Annotated in this window: 15 protein-coding genes and 1 pseudogene; 10 read left to right on the top strand and 6 right to left on the bottom strand. The window is 69.0% G+C overall.

Annotated elements, in window-relative coordinates; translation table 11 throughout:
* A pseudogene (locus MJ777_RS05410) lies at positions 1–339 on the top strand (hypothetical protein); the annotation flags it as partial.
* A 47-nt stretch (positions 340–386) separates the two neighbouring features.
* On the opposite strand, the gene MJ777_RS05405 reads toward MJ777_RS05410, so the two are convergent.
* The 3 genes from MJ777_RS05405 to mraZ all read right to left on the bottom strand — a co-directional run bounded on the left by MJ777_RS05405 (position 387) and on the right by mraZ (position 2787).
* The gene (locus MJ777_RS05405; RefSeq protein ID WP_239313374.1) at positions 387–779 is read right to left on the bottom strand and encodes a hypothetical protein; all 393 of its coding nucleotides are present in this window, start codon (positions 777–779) and stop codon (positions 387–389) included.
* 278 nt (positions 780–1057) lie between these two features.
* Positions 1058–2011 carry a 16S rRNA (cytosine(1402)-N(4))-methyltransferase RsmH gene (gene rsmH / locus MJ777_RS05400; protein ID WP_239313383.1) on the bottom strand — a complete coding sequence of 318 codons (954 nt, stop codon included), beginning with the start codon at positions 2009–2011 and terminating at the stop codon, positions 1058–1060.
* A 344-nt stretch (positions 2012–2355) separates the two neighbouring features.
* The gene (gene mraZ, locus MJ777_RS05395; RefSeq protein WP_239313371.1) at positions 2356–2787 is read right to left on the bottom strand and encodes a division/cell wall cluster transcriptional repressor MraZ; all 432 of its coding nucleotides are present in this window, start codon (positions 2785–2787) and stop codon (positions 2356–2358) included.
* A 438-nt stretch (positions 2788–3225) separates the two neighbouring features.
* Here mraZ and MJ777_RS05390 point away from each other — a divergent pair, with 438 nt between their 5' ends.
* The 3 genes from MJ777_RS05390 to MJ777_RS05380 are packed head-to-tail and all read left to right on the top strand — an operon-like array spanning position 3226 to position 8081.
* A complete protein-coding gene (locus MJ777_RS05390; RefSeq protein WP_239313380.1) occupies positions 3226–4230 on the top strand; it encodes a MoxR family ATPase in 1005 nt (334 codons plus the stop codon).
* 6 nt (positions 4231–4236) lie between these two features.
* Entirely contained in the window at positions 4237–5715 is a 1479-nt protein-coding gene (locus MJ777_RS05385) for a DUF58 domain-containing protein (protein WP_239373705.1), read from the top strand.
* Positions 5712–8081: a DUF3488 and transglutaminase-like domain-containing protein gene (locus MJ777_RS05380; RefSeq protein WP_239373702.1), complete on the top strand. Its 2370-nt coding sequence runs from the start codon at positions 5712–5714 to the stop codon at positions 8079–8081. The genes MJ777_RS05385 and MJ777_RS05380 overlap by 4 nt, the downstream gene beginning before the upstream one ends.
* 42 nt (positions 8082–8123) lie before the next feature.
* Here the strand turns inward: MJ777_RS05380 and MJ777_RS05375 are convergent, their stop codons facing one another.
* The 3 genes from MJ777_RS05375 to MJ777_RS05365 all read right to left on the bottom strand — a co-directional run bounded on the left by MJ777_RS05375 (position 8124) and on the right by MJ777_RS05365 (position 10168).
* Positions 8124–8528 (bottom strand): DUF3040 domain-containing protein, encoded by a 405-nt coding sequence (locus MJ777_RS05375; protein ID WP_239310880.1) that lies wholly within the window; start codon positions 8526–8528, stop codon positions 8124–8126.
* Positions 8529–8806: 278 nt separating this feature from the next.
* Positions 8807–9250 carry an SAV_6107 family HEPN domain-containing protein gene (locus tag MJ777_RS05370; RefSeq protein ID WP_239310881.1) on the bottom strand — a complete coding sequence of 148 codons (444 nt, stop codon included), beginning with the start codon at positions 9248–9250 and terminating at the stop codon, positions 8807–8809.
* A gap of 351 nt (positions 9251–9601) precedes the next feature.
* Positions 9602–10168 (bottom strand): hypothetical protein, encoded by a 567-nt coding sequence (locus MJ777_RS05365; RefSeq protein WP_239373684.1) that lies wholly within the window; start codon positions 10166–10168, stop codon positions 9602–9604.
* 453 nt (positions 10169–10621) lie between these two features.
* Between MJ777_RS05365 and MJ777_RS05360 the strand changes: the two genes are divergently transcribed.
* The 6 genes from MJ777_RS05360 to MJ777_RS05335 all read left to right on the top strand — a co-directional run bounded on the left by MJ777_RS05360 (position 10622) and on the right by MJ777_RS05335 (position 20983).
* A complete protein-coding gene (locus MJ777_RS05360) occupies positions 10622–14554 on the top strand; it encodes a BTAD domain-containing putative transcriptional regulator (protein WP_239373681.1) in 3933 nt (1310 codons plus the stop codon).
* A gap of 2 nt (positions 14555–14556) precedes the next feature.
* Positions 14557–15327, top strand: coding sequence for a spheroidene monooxygenase (locus tag MJ777_RS05355; RefSeq protein WP_239310884.1), 771 nt, complete (start codon positions 14557–14559; stop codon positions 15325–15327).
* 239 nt (positions 15328–15566) lie between these two features.
* The gene (locus MJ777_RS05350; RefSeq protein ID WP_239373678.1) at positions 15567–18098 is read left to right on the top strand and encodes an FAD-dependent oxidoreductase; all 2532 of its coding nucleotides are present in this window, start codon (positions 15567–15569) and stop codon (positions 18096–18098) included.
* A gap of 146 nt (positions 18099–18244) precedes the next feature.
* Positions 18245–18895: a GNAT family N-acetyltransferase gene (locus tag MJ777_RS05345; protein WP_239310886.1), complete on the top strand. Its 651-nt coding sequence runs from the start codon at positions 18245–18247 to the stop codon at positions 18893–18895.
* Between the two features lie 121 nt (positions 18896–19016).
* Entirely contained in the window at positions 19017–19835 is an 819-nt protein-coding gene (locus tag MJ777_RS05340) for a carotenoid biosynthesis protein (RefSeq protein WP_239310887.1), read from the top strand.
* A 62-nt stretch (positions 19836–19897) separates the two neighbouring features.
* On the top strand, positions 19898–20983 hold the full coding sequence (locus MJ777_RS05335) for a glycosyltransferase family 2 protein (RefSeq protein WP_239373710.1): 1086 nt from the start codon (positions 19898–19900) through the stop codon (positions 20981–20983).
* Positions 20984–20992: the final 9 nt, after the last annotated feature.

Here is a 20992-nt window from a genome sequence, read left to right as displayed (position 1 = left end):
GGCCCGCACCGGACGGCCGCCCGGGGTGCGCGCCCGGTTGCCGCCACCGCGCGCAGAGGGGCCACCGGGGCGCGCGTCCCCGCGGCCGCGTCGTGCTCCGGGTCGTCCTCCGGCCACGGGGTGGCCGCCGGGACCGGAGGCGTGCCGGGACGCACCGTCGTCCCGGCCGACACCATCGTCCCAGCCGGCACCGTCGTCCCAGCCGGCGCCGTCATCTCGATCGTCATCCGGACGGGGATAACAGCGGCCGTCGGGATCGGCGTAGCCGTCGGTGAAGCCGGCCTCGTCACCCTCGATCCATTGATCGTCGGCGACCCGTCGACCAAGATCCGAAACTAGTCGCAGCCGCGACCGGCCACGCCGGGACGAGCGGTTGAGCGTGGAGGTCACCGCGCGCTTCCGGCCGGCCTGCCGGTGGCCGGGGCGCCTCCGGCCGCCCCCGTGGCGGTGGCCGGCTGCCGCGCACTCGACACCACGATAACGATCGCTCCTGACACCGGGTCGGTATCGATCACGCGGGCACCGGGTGGCAACGGGGTACCGGACGGCAGATACACGGGAATACCACCAGATACCATGCCGAGATCGGTTGCCCTGGCGGCAAGGTTCGCCGGGTCGGACAACTGGTCGAGACGCAGCGAGAGCGCCTGCGCCTCGTCCGAGAGCGCCGCCGAGGACTTCTGCAGGTTGTGAACCAGGAAGGCGTTCTGCGCGAGCGCCGTGTTGAGCAGCAACAGACACATCAGACCGGCACCCATGAGCAGCAGTAACAGGATCACGAACGGTGCGCGTGGCGCATGGCCGCGAGGCAGCGGGCGCGAAGCCGCAAGAGGCGACGGCTGGGATACCCGCCGTGTTGGGTACGAACGCCGTGACGGCCGGTCAAGGAGCGGCGCGGCACCGGTCCGGCCGCCCAGGGAGGGAATCGGGATGGCCGTGTCGCCGGATGCCGCGGCCGAGGCGGGCCGGGCGGCAGCACGCGACGGCACGCGGCCGGTGTCGAGCGCTGGCCGCGTCCTGGTCCTCAGCCGGCGCGGCAGCGGAGGGGCGGGGGCGGTCATGCCGCGCCACGGCGCGTCCGCTCGACCGCACGCAGTTTCGCCGCGGCCGCTCGCGGGTTGGCCGCCACCTCATCCGGTGGCGGTGGCTCACCGCCGCGGGTGAGCCACCGCATCGTCGGGACAGCCTCCGGCGGGATCACTGGCAGGCCCGGCGGCGCATCAAGCCGTACCCTGGCCGCCAGCGCCCGCTTGACCATGCGGTCCTCCAGCGAATGGTAGGCAAGCACGACGAGCCTCCCCCCAACGGCGAGCGCGTCGAGAGCCGCGGGCAGGGCCCGCGCCAGCGCCTCGAGCTCGCCGTTGACCTCGATCCTCAACGCCTGGAACGTGCGCTTTGCCGGATTTCCCCCGGTACGCCGAGTAGCCGCCGGAATGCTCCGACGAACAAGGTCAACAAGTCGGGCCGACGAGGTGAACGGTTCACGAGCGCGTTCAGCGACCACAGCCGAGGCGATCCGGCGGGCGAACCGTTCCTCTCCGTACTCGCGCAGGACCCGGGCGAGTTCGTCGACACCGTAGGTGTTGACGACATCCGCAGCGGTCCGGCCCCTGGTCGGATCCATCCGCATGTCCAGCGGAGCGTCGCGGGAATAGCTGAATCCCCGCTCGTCGGAGTCGAGCTGCAACGAGGACACCCCGAGGTCGAACAGCACGCCGTGCACCTCGGCCAGGCCGAGCATGTCAAGAACGGCGGGCAGCTGGTCGTACACGGCGTGGACCAAGGTGACCCGGTCGTCTTCGGCCGCCAGCCGAGCACGGCTTTGCCCCAGCGCCTGCGGGTCACGGTCAAGGCCGACCAGACGGACATCGGGGGATGCGGCGAGCAGCGCGCTCGCATGACCCGCGAGTCCCACTGTGGCATCGATCACCACCGCCCCAGGCTCGCCCAGCGCGGGCGCCAACAGGGCGACAACACGGTCGGAGAGAACCGGGGTGTGCGTGGCGTCCACCTCGACCTCCTCGAACTGCTCGTGAACCTCGCGGCGGGCGGTCAACCGCGGCAATACCAAGCCACGGCAGGTGAAGATACGAAAAACAAAGATATAAATCACACAACTGACGAGCGACCTGCCTGAGCCCAGGTTGCACACATCGCAACCTGGCCCCGAAAGCACGGCATGTGCCCAGGTCCCGCCCCGCTCGCGTCACCGGACACCGGGGAAGTGACGTCCGGTGAAGAGCGGGGGGAGACCTCGGCGCACGCCCGTATCCCGTCTTCGCGTGCGTCCAGCACCGCGTCCCCTGAGGCCAAGGCCGCCACGCGAAGAAACATGATCACGCGCCCATTGGCCTCCTAGATGACGCCGGGCAGCACCTCCTCGGAAAGCGCGGCGAAGTTCTCCTCCTGGCTGGCGAGATAGGCGTCCCAACGGGACGCGTCCCAGATCTCCACCCGGGTGTTCGCGCCGTTCACCACGCAGTCGCGAGTGAGACCCGCGTAGGTCCGGAGCGCGGGTGGGATGGTGATCCGGCCCTGCCGGTCGGGAACGTCGTCCGATGCCGAGGAAAAGAAGACACGGCTGTAATCCCGAAGCGCCTTTGCCGTAACGGGAGCCGTCCGCAGGGACTCGCTGATCCGGGTGAACTCAACCATAGGGAACACGTAGAGACATCGCTCCTGCCCCTTGGTAATCACAAGCCCCCCTTCCAGCTCATCACGGAACTTCGCCGGCAGCGTGAGCCGGCCTTTGTCGTCGAGTCGTGGCGTGTGGCTACCGAGGAACATCGGCGCCCTCCTCGCCCAGACCCGAGAGGCTCAAGGCCAGCCAGTCTCGCTCTGGTTGGCCTGCGAGTGCGTCCGTCCCCCACTGCGCGCCACTGTACCCCACTCTCCCCCACCTGGAAGCCCTCCGACACTCCGGACACACCCCTCGAAGCCCACAAGCGCCGATGCGCATGGATCATGAATGCGAAGTCAATGTGGCCTTTGGCCAAACATGGCAAAAACACCTGCGAGTAACAGTCGTGGCAGCTACGATCGAATGCCGCCACGAATCAGTACGCTTTCCGGACATCGGTGGCCGGATGATTCTCCACGCATGAAGGCCATCGGCCGCATGGATGTCACACTCGTGGAGTGCCTGGGCCCGCCGGGCCCACCCTGCCGACTGACGCAGCTGACCTGAGGACGGAGACCGACGTGACGGTGACGGAGCCCGGCGTCATGCAGTGGCGCGAGCCGGGGACCGGCCTGCACCACCTCGCGGATGTCGCGACGCGAGTGGCCCAGTCCGTCGGGTCCGTCATAGACGGCAAGCCCGAAGTGGTCAGAACCGCGCTGATCGTACTGCTGGCCGGCGGCCACCTGCTCATCGAGGATGTGCCCGGTGTGGGGAAGACGATGCTCGCCAAGGCCCTCGCGCGTTCGATCGATGCCCGGGTCCGCCGTATCCAGTTCACCCCGGACCTGCTGCCCAGCGACGTCACCGGGGTGAGCGTCTACAACCAGGACACCCGGGATTTCGAGTTCCGGCCCGGTCCGGTGTTCGCCAACATCGTCGTCGGCGACGAGATCAACCGCGCCGCTCCCAAGGCGCAGTCGGCACTCCTGGAATGCATGGAGGAACACCAGGTCACCATCGATGGCGTGACCTACCACCTGGAGTCGCCGTTCATGGTCATAGCCACCCAGAACCCGATCGAGATGGAAGGCACCCATCCGCTGCCGGAAGCGCAGCGCGATCGTTTCACCGCGCGGGTGTCCATGGGCTACCCGTCGCCCGTGGCCGAACTTGCTATGATCAACAGCCATGGTACCGCCGAGCCGCTGGACGGGATCAGCCCCGTCACCGACGCCGACGAGATCGCCAAACTGGTCACCCTGGTACGCGCGGTGCATGTGTCCGACGATGTGCGCCGCTACATCGTCGACCTCGTGACGGCCACCCGCCGGCATCCCGAGCTCATCCTGGGCGCCTCTCCCCGCGCGACGCTGCACGTCGTCAGGACCGCTCGGGCGCGGGCCGCCCTCGACGGCCGCGCGTTCGTTCTCCCCGACGACGTTCAGGCGATGGCCGCGCCAGTGCTCGCGCACCGGCTGCTGGTGAACCCCGATGTCGCGATGTCGGACGTATCCATAGCCGACGTCGCCTCCCGGATCATTACGGAGATCGTCGCGCGCGTCCCCATCCCACGCCTTGGGGCACGTCCACCGCACCGCGGCCGCTGATTTTCCGTGCTCGACTTCCTGGCGGCGATGCGCGCGCTGACCATCCGCGGGCTGTGCTTCGTGGCCACCGGGCTGGCCTGCTGCGCGCTGGCCGCGACCGTCGGCGAGGAGGACCTGCTCCGCGTCGGCATGCTGCTGTTGGCACTGCCGGTGTGCGCGGCGGCGTTCGTCTGCAAGACCCGCTACCGGCTCGCGTGCCACCGTCTTCTCGTTCCCGCTCGCGTGGCCGTGGGCGGCGCCGCGGCGGTCAGCATCCGGATCGACAACATGAGTGGACGTCCCTCCTCGGTGCTGCTGGTCGATGACGAGGTCCCAGACCGTCTTGGGCTCCGGGCCCGGTTCGTACTCGACCGGGTGGAGGCGGGGGGCGCCCGGTACCTCACCTACAAGCTTCGTCCTCAGCTTCGTGGCCGGTACCTGATCGGGCCGATGGCGATCCGGATCACGGATCCCTTTGGGCTCTGCGAGCTCACGCGGACGTTCCGCAGCCGCGACGAACTGATCGTGACCCCTCCGGTGGAGACTTTGCCCTTGGCCCGTCCGGGCAGCCACACCACGATCAGCACCCACCGCCGTCGGCGCGCATCCGCTACTGGTATAGACGACTTCTCCACTCGCCCTTACCACCCCGGCGACGACCTCCGGCGGGTTCACTGGCGGACCAGCGCCCGTACCGGCGAGTTGATGGTTCGCCAGGAAGAGAGCTTCCGCCCGAGCAACGCGGCCCTGTTCCTCGACACCCGGTCCGCTGTCTGGGCCGGTCAGGGGCCCATGTCCTCGTTCGAATGGGCTGTCGGCGCGGCTGCCTCGATCGCTGTGTACCTGACCGGGATGGGCAAGGCGGTACGGCTCATCTGTGACAACGCCCCGGCCCCGGCCGCGGCGAGGGGGTCGCGCAACCCGGCCGCGCTGTTGGACGAGCTCGCGGTCGTGAACACCACCGACACCCTTTCGACGCAGCGCGTGTACAGCCGTCTGCGGACCGCTGACAGCTCCATGGTGGTCGCGATCCTTGGACGTACCGATCCGGCGCAGGCCGTGGTCCTCGCCCGAGCGCGCCCGCGCGACGCCGCCGCGATCGTCCTGCTGGTCAACGTGGCGACCTGGGACGAGGGGGAGCGTTCCGCGAGCGGGACCGAAGGCCTGCAGGCGTGCCGCGCGGTCTTCCAGCGCCACGGCTGGACGGTGATCATCGCCAGGTATGGCGACAGGCTCACCGCGCTGTGGCCGGGAACGACCGGCAAGGGGCCAGCGCGGGGTGGCGGAACAGGCGCCGCCACACCCGAGCCGGCCGCGGGCGGCATGATCCACGACAGCCCGCGGACACCGGACCCGACCACCGGCGGACCCGGCGGGGACGCGGTCGCGGGCGGGAGCCCGACCTCGAAAGCAGTATCAGGACCGGTATCGGAACATGCGTCGAAGCCGGCGGCGGAACCGGGCCGCGCGCTGCCCATGGACACGCGGGCCGGGGCCGCGCTGTGACCTCCCGACTCCAGCTCGTTCCCGCTGCCGGGGCTGCGCTGGCGTCGCTGCTGTGCGCATCCGCGCTCGCGCCGTTGTTCGACGGCTTCTGGTGGTGGTTCGGCCCCGTGGTCGTGGCCACCGCGGTAGCTGTGGGCACGACCACGCTGGCACGGGCGCTACGGCTGGCCATCCCGGTAGGGATTGTGTCCGGGCTGCTCGGTCTTCTGATCACGGTCACGGCGTTGTACGCGCGTGAAACCGCCGTCGCCGGCCTGCTGCCGACCGGGCGGACGGTGGATGCGCTGCGTTCCCTGATCATAGCTGGCCGCGACGACGTCTCGCAGCTCGCCGCGCCGGTGCCGCAGCGTCCGGGCCTGGTGGTGCTGACCGTCATCGGTGTCTACTGCGTCGTACTGATCGTCGACTTGCTGGCGGTCACGATCCGGCGCCCGACGCTCGCCGGGCTTCCCCTGCTGGCGTTGTTCATGCTGCCCGCCACCGTGCTGCCACATGGTGTCGGAGTGGTTCCCTACCTGCTCGGCGCGATGGGATTCCTGCTCCTGCTCGTGATGGAGTGGAAGCAGACGGTCGAACGCTGGGGAAAGCCGATTACCGGCTCGGCGCAGGCCGCCCTACCGAACAACGCGAGGAGCCTCGCCGTTGGGATCGCCCTGTGCGCGGTGATGTGCGCGCTGGCCGTCCCGGCGGTCCTGCCATCCCTTGACGGGGTGGGACCGTTGGCGCGCCAACAGGGCGTCACCCGCTACACCGGCCCGGCTTCGGCGATCGTGCTACCGCCGCTCGTCTCGCTGTCCCAACAGCTGCATGCGAGCCAACCGACCACCCTGCTGTCGGTGCGCACGGCCACGCCCAGATACCTGCGACTTACCGCGCTGGAGCAGTTCGACGGGCAGCGATTCACTCTCCGGTCACTGCGCGCCACCAGTGAGGCGAGGATCAGCGACGGCCTGCCCGCCCCGGACCGCAGCACCCGGGTCAGCACGGTGTCAGCGACAATCGACGTGTCGACGGTCCTGACGGAACGCTACCTTCCCCTTCCGGGCACCCCAAGCAGGATCGAAGGCCTTGCTTCTGGCAGTGACTGGCGGCTGTCCACCGACACCGGCACGGTCTTCAGCACCCGGACCACTACCGCCGGTGCGCACTACCAGGTGGAAGCCTCCACTCCCGATCCGCTCCCAAGCCAGCTCATGGCCTCCCCGCGGACCTTCCCAGCCGATATAAAGATCGACACGGAGCTGCCTCCCGGTACCGACCCGAGGGTCGAGAAGCTCGCCCGGGAGATAGCGGGGACCCGCGTGAACGCCTACCAGCAGGCCCTCGCGATCCAGAAGTACCTCCATGACACCACCTTCATCTACGATCTCAACGGCGCCCCGACCGCGCAGGACGGAGCCTTGACGGAGTTCCTGTTCAAAACCAGACGTGGCTACTGTGAGCAGTTCGCCTCCGCGATGACGGTGCTGCTGCGGACGCTCGGCATCCCAGCCCGGGTGGTGATCGGCTTTGTCCCGGGGGCCAGGCAGGCCGACGGCAGCTATCTGATCACTAACAGGGATGCGCACGCCTGGCCGGAGGCGTGGTTCGCCAGCGCCGGTTGGGTTTCCTTCGAGCCGACCCCCCGCACCGACGGAACCATCACCCCCACCTATGCCGCGGCCTCCGATCCGGCCGGCCAGGGCGCGAGTCCGTCGGCCACACCGTCAGCCACCACCCCGGGCGTGGCCCCCAGCACGGGCCCGGACACCGACGCCGTCCGGGACAGCACGCCAAGCCCAGAGCCGAAAGCTTCCGAAAAAACACGTTCCACGGAAAGCCCCCTGCCGACGATCATCCGCTGGCTTTCCCGGACTCTGGCCGGGACAGGCATCGTCACGGTGCTGCTGTTGCCGGCGTTGGTGCGGGTCACGCGCCGTCGGCGCCGTCTCGCCACCGCTATGACAGGCGGCTCAGCCGATCACGCGGGAGCGGCAACCGCGGATGCCCGCGTGCACGCGGCCTGGGCCGAGCTCGCGGACCTGACATTCGATCTTGGGGTACCGCTGCGGCCCAACGAGTCGCCGCGGGCCAGTGCGCTGCGGCTGGCCGACCACATCGCTGCCAGCCCGGAGATTCGAGCGTCGGACGCCGAGGCGGCCCGAGCCGCGTTGCTCCGGATTGTCGAGGCGGAGGAACTCGCTCGCTACGCGCCGTCGGCAATAGCCGGTTCCAGCGCCAACGAAAAGATCGGACGGGACCTGCAACTGGTCGCACGACTGCTGCGAACGGCGGCACCACGCACTGACCGGGCACGCGCGGTACTTGCTCCACGGTCGGTGGTAGGGGCGCTGGGCGTGCTCGGCCGGACAGCCCGCCTGAAGTGACCCGCTGGAAGCCACCCAGCTGCTGATGGGCCCGCTCAGGCGTCAGCGGCCGTCCCGGTCCTCCCACCGGCGACGCCAGCGTTCCTCAAGACGCTCAGCCGCTGAGGCACGTGCTCGGCGACGTGAGGCTGCCGGATGACGACCGCTCAGCTCACCACCGCGGCCACCGATCCGGCGAAGATCCGCGGCACCACGTGACGCCGCGAACAGCATCAGCACGAAGCCGAGCACACCGAAGACAACGATCAACGGCGTCCGGTTGAGCACGACCCCGATGACCAGGACAACCAATCCGAACAGGAACAGGAGAACGCTGCGACGAACCCTGCGTAGCAGGTAGGTACGGGGATTCGTCGAGCGGACCGTGCTCGCGAACTTCGGATCGTCCTCGACGAGCGCGCGCTCGATCTGATCCAGCAGGCGCTGCTCGTTTTCCGAGAGCGGCATCGACGCTCCTCCCACGACCGGCAGGTCCGGCAGACGGAACCTGACACCCAAGAATAGGCATGACTGGGCGGGCGCGGTAGGCAACCAACCATGCCGAGACAGACCGATCGGTTCGTCCTGCCGTCAGTCCTCCCCCCGCCCATCCCGCCTCACGCCGGGAGGGGCCATCAGCGGCGCCGGCCGGATCGCGCCGACGCCGAAACGGCCACGCACGCGATCAAAGGCGCGCTCGGCACCGCGCGCCCGAAGCGGCACGCACCGAACACGAGCGGGTGCGTTCAGTCTCGGGAAGATCTGACCGGCCCGACAACCATAGCTGGCAGCGCCGCCTGTGACGGCAGACCCAATGTTGTTTCCACCGTCGTGAGAAAGATTTCGACCTGACGGGCCAAGTCATCGGCATCGCGGGTACCGACCACCGGTAGGCCCGCCTCGGCCGCCGCCCGCCTCGCCGCACCGGCGGCGAAGAACTGGGCCCACTCCGCCAGTTCAGGCGCCACCGTCGCAAGTAGCCGCCAGACGCTCACCGGCCGGCCACGGTGACCGGGGCGGGCCTGAGCTCGATCAGCGAGGACGGCCGCGGCGGCACGCAACGCCGCCATATGGGCCAGCGCGTACCGCTGGCCGGGAAGCTGGGCGAGGCTCGCCTCGTCAAGGCCGTGACGCGCGGCCAGGAGCAGCTCGTCACGGGAACGGCGAGGCAGCCCCGCGACCGGGAGCACCGTTCGTACGCCAGAACGTTCCCGAGTCAGAGCAGGTGCGGCACATGCAGCGTGTTGGTCAACACTCCGCCGGCTCATGACCACTCCTTCCATGAATCGAACGCGTGTTCGTACTCTGAAAGGAGTAAACCCCGACCGGGGCAGGTCGTCAACATCGCCGGCCGCAACGGGCCGCCGGACGGAAGACGGCGGCCGTTTACCGCAGCGGCCGCGAACACGTTCCCGGCGGCTGAGCCGCTCGGCATCCATCGCGGCGGCCGGTGGTTATCAGCGCGCGAATCAGGCCGTGCCGCGCGGACCCGGCCGCCGGTGACGCGGAAAACAAGACCATAACCACACCACCGGCGGCCCTTACGCGGCCGCACAGACCTGGGCCGCCGGCTGCGGTGACGCGAAAGAACCGTGATCGTGCCGCCGTCGGCTCTTCACCAGCAGAAACCAGCCCAGCGTCAGAAGAACCAACGGGTCGTGAATACCTCCGCGCCGACGATGATCGTCGTCCACAAGCACCAGCGCGGTGCCGTCATGGGCGAACCGGATGAGACCGCCACCCCGGCTGCTCAGAAAGCCGCACTCAAAGACGGAACCGCGGGGAACGACCCAACGCACCGCACGGCTGCCCGGAAGTTCGACCGTACCGCCACCACCGCGGCGCGCCGACCGAAAAGCAACCAGCGGAATCGACGTAACGGGATCGAACACCCGTAGCCCACGGCCATCAGGATCAGCTTCCAACGCCAGCAGCCGGCCCTCGACCATCAGCTCAACCCGGCGGTGCTCATCCCAGTCCGCGAGAATCGCGGCGACGCGCCTGCCATCCGCGACCAGCACGACCTGGTCCGGTCTGCCGTCGACGGTGCCCAGCGCCACCTCATGCAGAAGTCCTGACCGTGCTGTCTCCTTCGTCGATGTGTCCATAATGATCGACATACCCTCCTGTTGCTCCTCGGCCCTCGGGCGAGCGGGCCTGATAGAACAAGCAGAACAAGCAGTCATCAACCAGTCGTACACATGCGATCAGAGCGAAAATTGATGTTCCGTTGACAAAAATACGGAATCAACCGCGGCAGCCGCGCGGACCGCGGACGAGAGAGCCCGCGCTGCCTCGTATCGGTAACAGTCGCCCATCCGACTCGGCCCACGCACGCGAAGTGGTTGCGACAGCGGCACCCACGACGCACGCTGCGGTGGCGACCCAAAAACACCGGGCCAGCCCGCGCCAGCGAGCAATCTGATCACAGACGACACGATCCTCACCTCCCAGATACGCCGACAGCACGGCCGCGCCGTCGGCGGCCCGAAGAAGCGCGGCCCCCGGAATCAGGTATCCCCAGATATCGTAATCAGACGGGATCGGCGCGAGAAGGTCACATGCCAGACAAAGAGAACCTGCATTTCGCAATCCTCGGCCCCACCGAGGCCACCCGCGACGGCAATGTGATCATTCTTGGCGGAAAGCAACGGAAAACGCTGCTCACGGTCCTGCTGTTGAACGTCGACCAGATCGTCACAACCCACCGCCTGATCGAGGCGGTCTGGGACGGTCACCCCCCGGACCGGGCGTTGGCAACGCTGCGGACGCACATCAGCGAGCTGCGCCGCAGGCTCGACCCGGCCAGAGGCAGCCGGCTCCTCGTCCGCCACGGCTCGGGGTACTCGCTTCGGGTGAGCCCCGAGCAGATCGACGCCACCCGGGCCCGTACCCTGCTCGGGCAAGGCCGCCGCGCCGTCGAGGACGGAGATCCGGTCGCCGCGATCGCCCCGTTACAGGCCGCCCAGGGCCTGTGGCGGGGTCAGCCACTCACGGATGTCGCCGAGTACACCTTCGCCGCCGCCCACATCCAGCGCCTCGATGAGCTGCACCGCGATGTCCGGCGGACACGGATCTCCGCGGACCTCTCGCTGGGCCGCCACCGGGAGACCATCGGCGAGCTCCGGGCGCTGGTCACCCAGTACCCACACGACGACGGGCTACGCAAAGATCTCATCATCGCCCTGTACCGGGACAACCGGCTGGAAGATGCCACGCAGGCGTGCCGTGACGGGCTCGACGCCCTGCGTTCCCACGGTCTCGACTCGAGTCTGCTGCGCCGGCTGCAAGAGGATATTCTGCGGGAGGCGCCCAGTTTGAACTGGACACCGCCACGCGCGCTGGAACGCCCGGCGCCACCGAAACCGCCCTATCTCGGGGTGTACCAGCTGCCACCGGACGTCGCCGAGTTCACCGGCCGCGACACCATCCAGACCAAGATCCTCACTGCTCTGACCGACCCGGACGCGCTGGCCAAAGGCACCGTCGTCGTCGCCATCGCGGGTAAGCCGGGAGCGGGCAAGACCGCGCTGGCTGTTCACCTGGCCCATCAGGCCCGCGAGCACTTCCCCGACCCGAGCCTGTTCTTTGACCTACGGGGCAGCCTGCCGTCTCCGCTGGATCCGATCAAGGTACTGACTCGGCTTGTACAGGCGCTTGGAGTAACCAGAACCGCGGTGCCCACCGACCCGGACGACCTTGCCGAGTTGTACCACAGCATGCTCGTCAACCGGCGCATGATAATCGTCTTGGACAACGCCGCCAACGAAGCTCAGATCCGGCGCCTGCTGCCCGCCACTCCCGGCTGCGCGGTCATCGTCACCAGCCGCTCCGGCCTGCACAGCCTGGACGCCTATCACCGAACCATCGATGTCCTGTACCCGGCCGAAGCCGTCGCGCTGCTGGCGAAACTCACCAGCGACCAACGGGTCGAAGCCGAGCCCGAAGCCGCCCGCGACATCGCCGGGCTCTGCGGCTACCTGCCGATGGCGATCCAGATCGCCGGCCGTAAGATCGCCGCTCACCCGCACTGGAGGCTGGCCCGGGTAGCCAGCCGGCTCACTGGGGAGCGTGACCGGTTGTCCTGGCTGGAACTCGGTGACCTCGAGGTCCGGGCCAGCTTCGCGTTGAGTTACGTCGGCCGGCCCGAGGACGAGCGCCAGGCCTTCCGGCTCCTCGCCCTCCCCAACATGGTCGACTTCGCGCCCTGGGCCGCGGCGGCTCTGCTCGACATAGGCAGCGACGAGGCCGAGGACATCCTTGACCGGCTCGCCGACGCCCAGCTCCTGGAACGACGTGGCCCCGACCAGGCAGGGCAGACCCGCTACCGCTTCCACGATCTGATGCGGGTGTTCGCGCGGGAATGCCCGATCGGCCAGCGGCCACCCGATAATGGCTTTCCTCGCCGCGCCGGGGAGCTGGCGGAGCACGGTGACCTTTCCCCCGCTGGGGCACAGCCCACCGGGACAGCACAGCCCACCGAGGAACAGCCCACCGCCGCGACAGCACCGGCTGAAGCCGGGCCGCTGAACACCGTCGGCGACGAACTGCGCCCCGCCCTGACCAGGCTGCTCTCGGCCTACCTGACCGTCATCGACCGCGCGACCGCGGTCTTCTCGCCGGGTAGGTCACTGACGATCGACAACCCGGTCGCGCGTTCCACGTCAACGGACGACATCGTCTCCGCGCTGGCCGCGGGGCCGCTGGTATGGTTCGGCATCGAGCGGATCAACCTTCACCTCCTGATCGAGCAGGCATCCGCGCGGGAACTCGACGAGATGACGTGGCGGCTGGCCGCGGCGGCCGCCCGGTTCTACGAGTTCAACGGCTACTGGGACGACTGGGATCGGACGCACGGTCTGGGCCTGACGGCGGCTCGCCGGGCAGGCGACCCACTCGCTGAGGCCATCATGTTGTGCGGTCTCGGCGACCGGAACATCCTCCTCGCTTTCGAGGAGGCGTTCTGGCGTCTGAGCGCCTCCGGCACCGACCCGGACGACCAGCCCGCGGTCGACGCGAACAGCGCGGCACGCGACCACCTCGATCTCGCCACTGAACGCTTCACCCGTAGTTACGAAATCTTCACTGCCATCGATCACGCTTTCGGCGAGGCACGCAGCCTGCACGGGCTCGCCGATGCCTGCCGCGGCAAGGGCCGGTTCGACGAGGCGACGGAGCTCTTCGACCGCGCGCTGCAACTGTTCCGCCGCTCCAACAGCCCGGCCGCGGAGGCCGAGACGCTGGTGTGCCTGGCAATGTGCCACGGCAACCGCCAGGAGCTCTCCGAGGCCGTCACCTGCCTGTCGACGAGCCTGTCCATCGCGCGGGATCTCGACAACCGGCCGCTGCAGGCATACGCGCTGCGCCGCCTCGGTGACCTCTACCGCAGCCAGACGCGGTTGGAACGCGCGCTCGCCGCGTACAACGAATCCCTGACGCTGCTCGCGGCCCTGCCCGACCCGCTGTGGGAACCGCGCGTCCTGATCCGCCGCGGGGACATGCTCGCGCAGATGGACGACATCGCCAGCGCCCGACGATCCTGGCAACAGGGCATCAACCTGCTACGCCAGACCCGCTCCGCGGAACTCGCCGTCGCGGAACAGCGGCTGTCCTCAACCATGCCCGCCAAGCCCGCCCAGTTCGGCGGCGGCAGGCTGCTCGGCGGCTTCGACCCTGAGTACTTCATCAGCCGTGCCGCCGCCAGCCGGCGGATCGTACAGGTCCTGAACACGTGGACCGACCTGGTCACCACCCTGCATGAGCAGGCGTTCGCAACGGCTGTGAACAGCGCGTTGAACGGCGGTGCGCTCGTGCAGATCCTCCTGCTCGACCCGGACTCGCCCGCTGCCGCGCAACGCGAGGAGGATCTGGACCGCACCATCAACGTCCCCGAGGCCATCCGGGACAACCTGCGCCGGCTCGACGCGATCCGAACGGGCCTGGACCCAGGCCTTAGACACCGAATGTCCGTGCGTGTATACACCGAGCAGCCGCTGACAAGTTACCATCGATGGGACAATGGGGCCATTGTATCGACATATCCGGTTGGTCGCTCTTCAGCGGTTTCCACCCAGCACGAGACGACCATCGACTCCACGCTCGTCCAGTTCATCGAAGAACGCTTCGCCGCCCTGTGGCGCCCGGAGGTCAGCATCAGCCTTGATGACTACCTGAAGCTGCCGCTGTTGATTGGTTCGTGCACGGACGGCCCCCTGGAACTGACCGTGCGGTACGTACGAACCGAGGGCGCGGTCTACCTGGCCGATGACACGCTGGCCCGGCTGGTTCGCGCCAGCGGCCCGGATGGCCTCCTCACGCAGGTCACGGGGAACCGCCATCCCCTGCTGCCGCTGGGAAGATGCCGTGCGCTTCTCTGTCGCGACGACCCATCCCGGGTCAGGGCGTTCTTCGCGCAGAAATACGGCGTGGAGCACGATGCTGTCCTGCGCCTGTCACCACTGCGGCCAACGGACCCCACGGCGATACGGTTGTGACCGTGGGAGATGGCGATGCTACCGCGGCACACGCCTGCCCCCTGGTGATCATCGACCTGTGGGGGGTACGGCCCCGCCATGTTCCGCACGCGGCCGCGAGGATGGCGCTGGACCGCCGGCACTTGCGGCGCACAACCGGTCTCGTCTTCGCCAGGTCCCTCGGCACCGGACGCGGCCGGACGTTCGGTCCGCGCGACGCCGACGTGCTGCGCTGGGCTGTGCTGACCGTCTGGGCTTCCGCGCGGGAAGCGGCCTCGTTCGAACGGTCCGCCATGATCGGCGCATGGTCCGCCATTGCCTACGAACGGTGGCGAGCCGAGCTCCACCCGTTGTCGTCCCGGGGACGATGGGCCCGTCAGCGTCCGTTCGGTGACCCGGTGACGCAGCCCGCGGGCCTGGCGCGGCCAGCCGGCCCGATCGCGGCGATCACCAGAGCCAGGCTGTCGTTGCGGCGGGCGCCCGCTTTCTGGCGGTCGGTGCCGCCGGTGGCCGAGGACCTCACCCGTTGCGAAGGCCTGCGGTTCGCGGTGGGGATCGGCGAGGCGCCACTCGGCCTACAGGGAACATTCAGCGTCTGGGACGACGCTGACGCGTTACGCCGGTTCGCCTATGGCAGCCCGGCCCATACCGACGTCGTACGGCGCACCTTTGAACACGGCTGGTACAAAGAAGAGCTCTTCGCGCGTTTCGCCGTCCTGCGTACCCACGGAACGGTGAACGGATGTGACCCGCTGGCACGATCCGGCCGAACACCTTCCAGCGCCGATCTCTAAGCAGCGTAAGCAGCGCGGACCGCGGGGCTGGCAGTGGCGGCGGCCACCACGACCATCCCCGCGGTTAAACACTCATTGAAGATCGCGAGGCACAGTGGAAGTTATGCCAAACTCAGCTTCCGCCTGAGCCCGGCGCACAACACAAGACACAACAAGAACCGCTCATCACACACGAGACCATAAACGCGCCTTTTGGCGGCCATGTTTCGCCTGATCTTGCCAGCCGAATGGAAACAGGAATGTCCACATCCGCCGAGCCCGGCATATACTTCCGCTCGCACCGGCCCCGTCCCACCCGCCGGATCCTCGTGGCGACCGGGGTGGGCGAATCCACCCGGTTGTCCCTGACCTCGCTCCCGCTGGTGTGGCTGCGAGCGGACCTCGCAGCCACACCAGCGGCGCTGTCCGGGGCGTTGTCGACGCTGCGGCCCCACACCCTGGTCGTCGGCGCCAACCCCGTCGACGCGAGCACGATAGCCGCTTGGGCGACGGCAGTCCGGGCACAGAATGATCACAACAAACTTCTGATCATTCGTCGCGGAACCTCGCTCGCGGCAATCGACTGTGACGCCGCGGCCCGTCACGACGTCACGGTTGTCAACACTCCCGAGGTCAACGCCCGCCACATCGCCCGTTTTGTCGTCGACGCGCTGCTGATCGCGCAGGCCAGCCCGGCCGGGCTGGCCACCCCGCTGACAGTCGGCCTGATCGGAGCCGGCTCGATAAACGGGCGGGTCGCGCGGGCCGCCGCCGCTCAAGGCCATCGGATTCTTGTCCACACACCGTCCCTGGCTGCTGATCCGCAGGCCCGGGTGAGCTGGCTGGCCGAACATGTGCTGACGGCTGCGGCCGTCACCTTCGCCCCCGACATCGACACTGTTTTCGCAGGCTCTGACCTGCTCAGTGTCGCGGTACCGCTGACCGTCGGCGGCGCGCACCCGACCCGCGGCCTGGTCGGCGCGGAACAGGTTAAGACGTTCATCGGCAGCCGGATCGTAACGATCTGCGAACCTGACGTTCTCACCGAGGACGCGGTCACAGATGCTTACGCCAGACGCGAGCTGACCGTCGTCATCGACAACGCGCCTGGGCTGATCGACCCGCTCCGCCGGCAGATCCTGGATCGCTTCCCGGACAGCACGGTCCTGCGGCCGGGCTTCACCCTCAGCTCAGCGGCGATGCGCATGCCCGGCTGCGCCGAAGATCTCGACCAGGCGGTTCTCACCGTCGTCGCCAGCAGCGAGATTGCCGATCTGGTCACCGGCCTGGACAGCAACCTGGACACCGAGAGCGCCCGCGAACCGCTGGCCGATCGTCGCGCGCACAACCCGCGTCACCATCGGAGCGATCCCGCCGAAACTGTGATCATCGGCGGTGGGATCGTCGGGCTGACCATCGCGCTGAGCCTGCACACGGCCGGATGGCGCAATCTGCGGGTACTGGACGCGGCCCCGGCCGACCACACTGACCCGAAGCGGCAGGGCACGACCTACGGCGGAACCGACGGACGCCACCTGTCGCTGACCGAGACGGTTCCACACGCTGACGCGTCCCGGCGCACGGTTCTCGCCCGTCCACCCCGGGACGGCGGATGGCAGCTACGTGACCCACTCACCCTCAGTGATACTGAGCGTGAGTGGGTGGCGGCTTTCGAGGGCTTTACCGACCGTCCGGGCCTGCGTGCGCTCACAGCTGATCTCGCGATCGGTATCAACCGGCTCGGCCTGCGCGGCTGGGAGACGTTGTTCGCCCGCTATCCGCACGCCTTCGAGCGGCTGCGCCGGGATGCTCGGCTGCCCCGCTGCTACCTGTCCGCGGCTGATCTCGCCGCCGGGACGCGGCTGCAGACCGCAATCGACGCCGCGGCCAGCGTCCTGAGCCCGGACGAGATCGCGCTGCGCTGGCCCGCGCTCGTGACAGCCGCCGGCGGCCTGACCGAAGACCCGAATCAGCCGCCCCCCGCGGCCATCCACGGCGCAGTCGAAGTCGACGGGTACGCCGTCAACATCCACCAGCTTGCCGACGCCGTCCGCGATCTCGTTGTGGCTGTCGGCGTGCCCGTGCATGCCGGCAGCCCGGTGCGCTGTCTGCGCCAGGTCGGGAACGGCGATTCGGGCCACGGCCGTGAGAGCCACCCGAACGAGGTGGAACTCGTCCTCAGCGATGGTACGACCAGACGGGCCGGCACCGTCATCGTCACGGTCGGCGGGCGTGACCTGGTCGCCCTTGTGGGTGCGGACGCGGCATCGTCTGGAACGGTCCAGCACGTCCTCGGAGTTTCGCTGACGATGCCCAATCCCGGTCTGCGGCACGCCCTGAAGGTGCACGCGCCGGACCCTGTCGGGGTCGTCAACATCACCTTGTCTCCGGACTCCGCCGTGATACACGCCAGCGGGGGATTCGGCTATCTGGGCCTCGCCCGCCCGCGGGCGGGCGATCCGCGAGTCGCGGAACTGATGGCGGCGCTGGAGGAGACCGTCGGGCGGCTGCTTGCCCGGCCGCCCGGCGCAGCCGGGCCGCATCCGGTCCTCGACCGCCGCACCTGTGAACGCCCGATGACCCCAGACGGCCTCCCGGTGCTGGAGGCCGTGGACGCCTTCGGCGGGCGAGTCGTGGTGGCCGCCGGGACGAACGCGGGCGGCACCGTACAGGCGCCGGCCCTCGCCATCCTGGTCGAGGATCTGCTCAACGGCGGACCCGGCGGCGTTCACCTGGCGCTGCGTCCTGACCGGACCAGCCTACGGAGCACGCGGGTACCGGTGCCCACCTGAGCTGGCTCGGCGACGCCGCGGGCACCCGTTATTGTCGAGCACCTCAGATGGTGTACGAGACGGACACGCCCCGCGAGTGGTCAGCCCACGGCTGACCGATCAACATGGTGCGTGGTGAGGACAAGTGCGCGAGGGAGGCAAGCTTGATGGAGAACATCGGGCTGGTCCGCTGGACACCCGCGCGGATGCGTGCCCGGCTGACCGACGTCATCGGCGTCTACAAGGCCGCCTTCCTGGACGTCCACGAGCCTGATCCGGCGCGTGCGGCGATCGAGCGGACCATGCATGCCCGCCGGCACGCTGAGCGTCGGGATCTACGCGCGGTGGCGGCGCTGCTGCCGGACGACCGTCTGATCGGTTTCACCTATGCCCTGCCCGGGCAGAAGGGCCAGTGGTGGCACGACGTCGTCAGTGACGCGCTGCCCCCCGAGGACGCCGTGCGGTGGCTCGGGGACTGTCTGGAGATCGTCGAATTCCACGTCCTGCCGGAGTTCCAGGGGCAGGGGGTGGGGCGCGAACTGATGCGGGAACTGTTGCGGGACGCGCCACAGCGCACGGCCGCGCTGTCGGCGCTGGAACTTCCTGACAGCCGTGCCCGGCGGCTGTATGCCAGCGAGGGTTTTGTGCCGCTGTTGTCGAACTTCCAGTTCCCGGGAAGCTGGGTCGAATACGCGGTGCTGGGTAAACACCTCACGCCCACCGAGCCCGGCCAGGAAGGAGAGTCCCGGTCCCGCAAGGCTGAACCGCGCACGGGCCGGGCTCACGGCGCCAACGGCCCGCGGGTACGTGCCGTCTGATCCGGCCTGTGTTCGGCCTTGCGTTCCGGAAGGCCCGGCACGGCGGAGCACCCTCGTGCCGTCTTCGGCGTCTCGGCCCGCGCGGGCCCGCCACGACAGGTCCCGATACCCGAGACCTGTCGTGGCGGGCCTTCTCCCGTGGGCCTTCGCGGCTGCCACCGTCGCCGCCCAGATCCCGTATCCCCTGGTCACGAACGCCGGAAAACACGATCTCACAGTAACGTCGGTGTTGCTTTTCACCACGGCCTCGGTTATCCACGCGGTCCGTACCCGCGGCGCCGGATGGGCTGCCCGCATGGTCATGGTGAGCGTCGGTGGTGGTCTGGCCGCCGAGATCGCCGGGGTCCACACCGGCCTCGTCTTCGGCCGCTACAGCTACACCGGCACCCTCGGGCCGGCCGTCGGCGGAGTACCCGTGGTGATCCCGTTGGCCTGGACGATGATGGCCTACCCAGCCTTCACGCTGGGACGCTACACCGCCCTGCGACTTGCCGAGTCACGTGGTCGTGACGCCGCGGGCCCCGGAGCGCACCCAAGCGCCATGATCACCGCCCTGCTGGGAGGCCTGCTTCTGACAGCCTGGGATCTCTATCTGGACCCGCAGATGGTGGCCGCCGGCTACTGGCGATGGTCGGGCGACGGGCCCGCCCTCAACGGCATTCCGCTGTCGAACACGGCCGGCTGGCTGGTCGTGGGCACTCTGATCACAGGGAGCCTGGCCCTGATACCGCGACGGCGGGCCATCCCGGCTGACCGGTTCCCCGACCACCTGCCGATCTTCATGATCGGATGGACCTATGCCTCGTCGTTGCTCGCGAACCTGGTGTTCTTCGACCGTCCTGGTGTGGCGTTCGCCGGTGGCGTCGGCATGGGGACGCTGCTCGCCGGTACGGCAACCGCGGCCGTGGCAACGCGCCGGCAGCACCGGCGGGCCTCGTGACCTCCCGGCGACCGGCCCTGGGCCGGCGTTCACGGCCGGCACGGCCGGGCCGCTGGGCGCGGCTGTCACTGCTTACAGGCACGGTCGCCGCGGGCGTGCTCACCGTGCACACCGCGGTGAACGCCCGTCTGTTGCGGGTCGCGCCGGGCGCCCAGCCGGTGACCGAGCTGGTGAGTGTGTTGCTGCCGGCACGCGACGAAGCCGGACAGGTGACCGCGTGCCTGTCCGCGGTGCTGGCCTCGGTCGCGCTCCCCCACCTTGAAGTGATCGTCTATGACGACGCCTCCACCGACAGCACCGCCGAGGCGGTGGGCAGGGCGGCCGAGGGTGACCCCCGCGTCCGGATCATTCACGGCGGCACGCTGCCGGCCGGATGGCTCGGCAAACCGCATGCGTGCGCCAGGCTCGCCGATGAGGCGCGGGGGAGCGTCCTGGTGTTCATCGACGCGGACGTCACCGTCGCCCCGGACGGGATCGCCCGGACGGTCGGGCTGCTGCGCGCGAGCGGTCTCGGCCTTGTCTCGCCCTACCCCCGCCAGGACGCTCGAACGGTCGCGGAACGGCTGGTCCAGCCACTCCTGCAGTGGTCGTGGCTGGCGTTGCTGCCGCTGCGGCTGGCTGAACAGTCCTTGCGTCCGTCGTTGTCCGCGGCAAACGGGCAGCTCCTGTGCGTCGACACGACCGTTTATCACCAGGCCGGTGGACATACCAGCGTCCGTGGCCATGTGCTCGAGGACATAGCGCTGCTGCGCGCGCTGAAGGCGGCGGGAGCGCGCGGGGTTGTCACGGACGGGACGGACATCGCCCGGACCCGGATGTACCACGGCTGGCCGCAGCTACGCGACGGCTACGCGAAGTCGCTGTGGGCCGGCGGCGGAAGCATCCGCGCAAGTGCCGGCCAGGTCGGCATACTGGCCTGGCTCTTCGTGCTCCCGGCCGTTGCCATGCTGCGCGGTTCCCGGACAGGTCTCGCCGGCTATGCGCTGGGAGTGGCTGGACGAGTGATCGCGGCACGGCGCACCGGCGGCCGGAGCTGGCCCGACGCCCTGGCGCACCCGCTGTCCATCTGCGTGTTCGGCTACCTGACCGCGCTGTCCTGGGCACAGCGGCTACGCGGCACCGCCACCTGGAAGGGCCGTCCCGTCTGAGAGCGTGTT

Source organism: Protofrankia sp. Cj5, assembly GCF_917627405.1.
Classification (GTDB): domain Bacteria; phylum Actinomycetota; class Actinomycetes; order Frankiales; family Frankiaceae; genus Protofrankia.
This window is presented reverse-complemented; position numbering and strand designations above follow the sequence as displayed.

Excerpts from the sequence above, each read along its gene's own strand:
- mraZ (WP_239313371.1), bottom strand. The coding sequence starts at position 2,787 with ATGTTCCTCGGTAGCCACACGCCACGACTCGACGACAAAGGCCGGCTC.
- MJ777_RS05390 (WP_239313380.1), top strand. The coding sequence starts at position 3,226 with ATGCAGTGGCGCGAGCCGGGGACCGGCCTGCACCACCTCGCGGATGTC.
- MJ777_RS05375 (WP_239310880.1), bottom strand. The coding sequence starts at position 8,528 with ATGCCGCTCTCGGAAAACGAGCAGCGCCTGCTGGATCAGATCGAGCGC.
- MJ777_RS05365 (WP_239373684.1), bottom strand. The coding sequence starts at position 10,168 with ATGGACACATCGACGAAGGAGACAGCACGGTCAGGACTTCTGCATGAG.
- MJ777_RS05360 (WP_239373681.1), top strand. The coding sequence starts at position 10,622 with ATGCCAGACAAAGAGAACCTGCATTTCGCAATCCTCGGCCCCACCGAG.
- MJ777_RS05350 (WP_239373678.1), top strand. The coding sequence starts at position 15,567 with ATGTCCACATCCGCCGAGCCCGGCATATACTTCCGCTCGCACCGGCCC.
- MJ777_RS05345 (WP_239310886.1), top strand. The coding sequence starts at position 18,245 with ATGGAGAACATCGGGCTGGTCCGCTGGACACCCGCGCGGATGCGTGCC.